The following is a 5242-nucleotide window of genomic DNA, read 5'->3' on the forward strand; positions in this document are numbered from 1 at the left end:
GAATAATTCCGCAACTCCATTTGTTCCAAGAGCCACCACCTTTCTGATTTCTTTCACGTCAATTTGGTTGATAAATCGACCGGATAAAATTTTACGGTATTCGATATGTTGTATTTCAGGATGAACTGAAATTACACTAAGAGAGCTAGATTTATCCTTATATGTAACAAGACCGCTATTTTTCCAAGAGTGATATTGAGAAGAAATATGGTCAATCTCGGGGAATGATTTTTTAATTTGATGATAGTCAGCATTGGTTAGTTTGATTTTCCTTCCAGGTTTTATGCCTTCAAAAGGAATACTGGTTTGTCCTGGTCGTATCCAGATAGCGTTTGTCGAATAATCGGTGAATTGCTCCTTTACTCCATTCATTAATCCATTGCCAGATCCTAATAGAATTATTAGCATAAAGATGCCCCAAGCAACACTTATCGCTGTTAAGGAGGTTCTAAGCTTATTTCTACTTAGAGAGTTTAGTATTTCTTGCCATTTGTCTAAATCTAACATCTTAAACTATTGCGCCGTCTTTTAAATGAATCGTTCTATTTGTCATTTCAGCAATATCATTTTCGTGTGTAACGATAACAATAGTTTTCCCCGCTTTATTTAATTCCTTAAAGATTTCCATAATGTCGTAAGATGTTTTAGTGTCGAGAGCTCCAGTTGGTTCATCAGCAAGAATTACATTGGGATCGCTAATAATTGCTCTGGCAATAGCTACCCTCTGTTTCTGACCTCCCGATAATTCAGAAGGTAAATGGTTGGCCCATTCTTTTAGCCCAAAACGTTCTAGATATTCCAACGCAATTTTGTTTCGTTCATTTCTACCAACATTCTGATAATATAAAGGCAGAGCAACATTTTCCATTGCATTTTTAAATGATAGAAGATTGAATGACTGGAAGACAAATCCAAGCATCTTATTTCTGTAAGCGGCCGCTTTAGATTCGCTTAAATTTGAAATCAGGGAGTTGTTAAGCGTATACTTTCCTGAATCTTGATTGTCGAGAATTCCCAGAATATTTAGTAATGTGGATTTTCCGGAACCGGATGATCCCATTATGGATACCAGCTCACCTTCTCTTATATGCAAATTAATTCCTTGCAATACTTTCAAAGAATTATTACCGATCGAATAAGATTTGTTAATGTCTTCTAGCTTTATCATTAAAACGGCTCAGTTCAGGAAGTTAGTTTTGGTATTTTTTAAAGTGGTATTTGTAAAAATACTTTATAAACCGAATTTAGGATAATCAGGTTTACAATATAACTAGGATAGGAAGTATTTCTACAGATTGTTTTCTATCTTGGATATTTTTACCAAACCATTGCTGTGTCAAAGATTAATATAGACAATACATGGACGCTCTTTCTGGATCGTGATGGCGTTATTAACGAACTTGTTGATAAGGGATATGTAGCTACATATAACGACATGATATTTATCGATAAAACATTTGAAGCCTTAAAGTTAGCTTCTGGTATTTTTGGAAGAATAGTTATCGTTACTACTCAACGAGGTGTGGCAAAAGGTTTTATGACTGTAGAGGCGCTAAATGTAATTCATGATAAGTTTTTAGAAAGAGTAAAAACGGAAGAGGGACGAATAGATAAAATCTATCAATGTATTGACGATTACGATTCTGGGTCGAAGTATAGAAAACCAGAAATTGGAATGGCATTACATGCAAAAGAAGACTTTCCGGAAATAGATTTTTCGCGGTCGATTATGGTTGGCGATTTTATTGCCGACATGCAGTTTGGTAGAAACGCGCAGATGTATAATATCTTTGTTGGTGATGAATCTATCTTAGTTGATGGGAAGGAAGATCTTACGGATGAGATTTTTGAAAACTTGTATGGTTATATTTCTTCCCTTTTGAAAAAGGAAGGTTAAAGTTGTTTTTAATAGATAATTAAAGACCTTTGCGTAACAAGTATTTAGTTTTCAGGGGATTGTAGAATTTAAGTTATAAATAAATAGTCTTTATGGATCATTATAAAATAGCAAAAGCTCTCTCAGAGCCAGCTAGATATAAGATAGTTAAAGCAGTATCGGAAAAGGGTTCAATGTCGTGTGGCGATATTGAAAGGCTGTTTAATTTAAGTCAACCAACCATATCACATCATTGTCGCGTTTTAAACGAAAGTGGATTAGTGAAAATGAAGAGAAGTGGACAGAAATCTTTGGTTTCTCTTAACAAGGATGTTTTTACAAAATATACCAAACGAATTCATAAAGATTTCAAGATAGCCTAATAAGTGTCTTGTTTCAAACTTAGATTTAATTGTTACAGATGAGAATAGTCATCCTTCTTAATCTGTTAATATTTATTTTTATCGTACAAGCATGCGGTCAAACTAAACTGAATAACAAAATGTCGTTAAAAAAAACACCAGAAGAATGGAAGTCAGAGTTAACCGATGAAGAGTATAGAATAGCTTTTGAGCATGGTACGGAAAGGGCTTTTTCTGGGGAATACAACGACAATAAGAAAGAAGGAATGTACAATTGTACGGTTTGTGAAAACCCATTATTTTCTTCCGAAACCAAGTATGACTCAGGAAGTGGATGGCCAAGTTTTTTTCTCCCAGCCTCTGATAACTCACTTACTGAAAATAAGGATAGCACTCTCGGAATGGTTCGAACTGAAATTAATTGTGAGAATTGTGGGGCTCATTTGGGACATGTATTTGAAGATGGCCCGAATCCTACAGGGTTGAGGTATTGTGTGAATTCGATTTCTCTTAAGTTTAAATCTGAAGAATAATTTGTGGTAAAAGATTATTACAAGGTTTTAGGGTTATCTGAAGTTGCATTTCCAGTTGCAATTCAAAGTTCATTTCAAGAGCTGATTTTTAAATTGCATCCGCGAATGAGTAAAGATTCTGATACTGAAAAGTATTTGGAGTTATTCGAGGCATTTGAAATACTTTCAAATATTGAGTATCGTGATAGTTACGATAACCTTAGAAATAGGAATGTAAAACTGCAAGAATCGGGTTTGCTAGATAATTTACTCGATGAAAAAGATCTCGAAGGAATTGAGGATTGCAGAAGTACATCAGTTAAAAAAGCTAATTATTACGCAAAATTGAATTATTCAGAATTAATGGATAGTCAATTATTAAGTAAGCCCAAAGGTTCTGGTGGGATGCTCGTTAAGCTAATTGGCATTAGTTTCGTTTTAATTGGAAGCCCAATCCTAGTGGTGTTCTTTCATATTTCGGTTGTGGAAATTGTTATTCTTATTGTAGGAGTAACATTTTATTACTCCTTTATGAAGTGGGTGTTTGCAGATTGATAGTAAAGTCTAAAGTTGAAGCTACAGAGGTTCATTCTTTTAAATGAAATTTATGCAGAGTCTTTATTTTAAGCTTCTTAGTTTCCTTACGTCCAACAATTTCATACAAGATCTTTTCAATAAGAACGTGTTTGCCAGCATTCAAAGCGGCTTTACTAAGAGCGTAATGCGTGTCTACAGGCGTAGCTAAAACAATCGCATCTAAATCATCATCGTTCAAAAGCGTTTCGAAATCGGCAACAACATTTAAATCAGAGTAAGCATGTTTACATGCACTGGCATTTCCTTTATGATTTTCGCAAACGTACTTTATTTCACAATTTGAAAGTCCATTGGAATCCCGAACTAGGTTTTACCCCAGTAGCCAAACCCTACTATTCCAATGTTAATCATATTGAATTTTTATTACAGATGAGTAAGTTCATCTATTGAAATACTAATCTACTTTAGATATCCACATAAGGGTATAACCAGTTTGTGCCTCTTTAATAGCAGTTAAAGTTGCGAAATATATTAACTAGTATCCTTTTTTCTTTTATTGAATGGGAATTCATCAATAGATATAGAATGGCAATCTTTTTCCTAGTGATTATATATAACCTTATATGTAATATTACGTGCTGATGCTATTGTGTTAGTACTTTGGATAAAATAAAAACTATACAGTTTATTGAATTAAGCAGCGTTTGAATCAGTGTTGGAGTCTATTGATAAATGTTTATTTTTGAATAGTACTCGAGTGTGAACTATTCAATAGTTATTTAATTTCATTTCAGCCGATGGCGCTTTAAATTTATGGATGACTGAAGAAGAAAATTGGGACATTGTAATAGAGCCTAAAAGATCAATTTTAGACGTAAGGCTGGGTGAGATATGGAAGTACAAGGATTTGCTTTTGCTATTTGTATGGCGAGATTTTGTTTCTGTATACAAGCAGACTATCCTTGGGCCACTGTGGTTTTTTATTCAACCGATTATTACGGCAGTAACGTTTAATTTAATTTTTAACAATATTGCTAATATAAAAACTGATGGTATCCCGCCCATATTATTTTACATGGCAGGGTTAACTATGTGGGGGTACTTTGCAGAATGCTTAAATAAAACTTCAGGCACCTTTACCGGTAATCAAGGCTTATTTGGGAAAGTTTATTTCCCGAGGCTAATTGTTCCTTTGTCGGTGGTTATTACCAATCTTCTTAAGCTAGGGATTCAAATGTTGTTATTTACTTCCTTCTGGTTATACTTTTATATTACAACGGATAAAATTGCACCAAACTTTGTCATATTAATATTTCCTTTTCTTGTGCTTATTATGGCAAGTTTAGGGTTAGGTATTGGTATGTTGGTATCTGCTTTAACCACCAAGTATAGAGATATGACTTTTTTAGTAGGGTTTGGCGTTTCTCTTTTGATGTATGCATCACCAATTATTTATCCAATATCGGAAATAAAGAATCCAACTATTCTAATGGTAATTAAAGCAAATCCAATGACAAGTATCATAGAGACTTTTAAGCATGCTTTCCTCGGAACTGGTAGCTTAGATCTGTTTGGGCTTTTGTATAGTGCAGCTTTTGCTATAGTGGTTTTGTTTATTGGAATAATCGTTTTTAATAAGGTTGAAAAATCTTTTATAGATACAGTGTAGTATGAGCGAGGTAGTATTGAAAATAAAAGATGTATCAAAGCAATACCGACTAGGTGTTGTGGGAACAGGATCGCTTACGCATGATTTAAAAAGATGGTGGTACTCAATTAGAGGTAAAGAAGATCCTTTTTTAATGATCGGTGACACCAACGATAGAGCTGTTGAAGGTGGCAGCGATTATGTTTGGGCATTAAAAGATATCAATCTAGAAATAAACAAGGGTGAGGTAATTGGTATCATTGGAAAAAATGGTGCGGGTAAATCAACTTTGCTTAAACTATTAGCA

The 5242-nt window shown here is 34.1% G+C and carries 9 protein-coding genes; 6 read left to right on the top strand and 3 right to left on the bottom strand.

The features are described 5' to 3' along the window. Together HRT72_03995 and HRT72_04000 are read right to left on the bottom strand one after the other, a co-directional pair. The coding region (locus HRT72_03995) for an ABC transporter permease (protein ID NQY66868.1) at positions 1-507 on the bottom strand (507 nt) is incomplete at its 3' end. 1 nt (position 508) lies between these two features. After that, positions 509-1168, bottom strand: coding sequence for an ABC transporter ATP-binding protein (locus HRT72_04000; protein ID NQY66869.1), 660 nt, complete (start codon positions 1166-1168; stop codon positions 509-511). 165 nt (positions 1169-1333) lie between these two features. Here HRT72_04000 and HRT72_04005 point away from each other — a divergent pair, with 165 nt between their 5' ends. From HRT72_04005 to HRT72_04020, 4 genes are all read left to right on the top strand, one after another. Then, a complete protein-coding gene (locus tag HRT72_04005) occupies positions 1334-1897 on the top strand; it encodes an HAD-IIIA family hydrolase (GenBank protein ID NQY66870.1) in 564 nt (187 codons plus the stop codon). 92 nt (positions 1898-1989) lie between these two features. Continuing rightward, entirely contained in the window at positions 1990-2259 is a 270-nt protein-coding gene (locus HRT72_04010) for a helix-turn-helix transcriptional regulator (protein NQY66871.1), read from the top strand. A gap of 38 nt (positions 2260-2297) precedes the next feature. Beyond that, positions 2298-2771 carry a peptide-methionine (R)-S-oxide reductase MsrB gene (msrB, locus tag HRT72_04015; GenBank protein ID NQY66872.1) on the top strand — a complete coding sequence of 158 codons (474 nt, stop codon included), beginning with the start codon at positions 2298-2300 and terminating at the stop codon, positions 2769-2771. Positions 2772-2774: 3 nt separating this feature from the next. Continuing rightward, on the top strand, positions 2775-3305 hold the full coding sequence (locus HRT72_04020; GenBank protein NQY66873.1) for a DnaJ domain-containing protein: 531 nt from the start codon (positions 2775-2777) through the stop codon (positions 3303-3305). A 31-nt stretch (positions 3306-3336) separates the two neighbouring features. Here HRT72_04020 and HRT72_04025 read toward each other — a convergent pair whose 3' ends face one another. Then, the gene (locus HRT72_04025; GenBank protein NQY66874.1) at positions 3337-3618 is read right to left on the bottom strand and encodes a Gfo/Idh/MocA family oxidoreductase; all 282 of its coding nucleotides are present in this window, start codon (positions 3616-3618) and stop codon (positions 3337-3339) included. A 486-nt stretch (positions 3619-4104) separates the two neighbouring features. Here HRT72_04025 and HRT72_04030 point away from each other — a divergent pair, with 486 nt between their 5' ends. Together HRT72_04030 and HRT72_04035 are read left to right on the top strand one after the other, a co-directional pair. Then, the gene (locus HRT72_04030) at positions 4105-4956 is read left to right on the top strand and encodes an ABC transporter permease (protein NQY66875.1); all 852 of its coding nucleotides are present in this window, start codon (positions 4105-4107) and stop codon (positions 4954-4956) included. A 1-nt stretch (position 4957) separates the two neighbouring features. Further along, positions 4958-5242, top strand: a 285-nt coding sequence (locus tag HRT72_04035) for an ABC transporter ATP-binding protein (protein NQY66876.1), incomplete at its 3' end; no start/stop codon positions are given.

The organism is Flavobacteriales bacterium (assembly GCA_013214975.1).
Lineage (GTDB): Bacteria > Bacteroidota > Bacteroidia > DT-38 > DT-38 > DT-38.

Excerpts from the sequence above, each read along its gene's own strand:
- HRT72_04030 (NQY66875.1), top strand. The coding sequence starts at position 4,105 with ATGACTGAAGAAGAAAATTGGGACATTGTAATAGAGCCTAAAAGATCA.
- HRT72_04000 (NQY66869.1), bottom strand. The coding sequence starts at position 1,168 with ATGATAAAGCTAGAAGACATTAACAAATCTTATTCGATCGGTAATAAT.
- HRT72_04010 (NQY66871.1), top strand. The coding sequence starts at position 1,990 with ATGGATCATTATAAAATAGCAAAAGCTCTCTCAGAGCCAGCTAGATAT.
- msrB (NQY66872.1), top strand. The coding sequence starts at position 2,298 with ATGAGAATAGTCATCCTTCTTAATCTGTTAATATTTATTTTTATCGTA.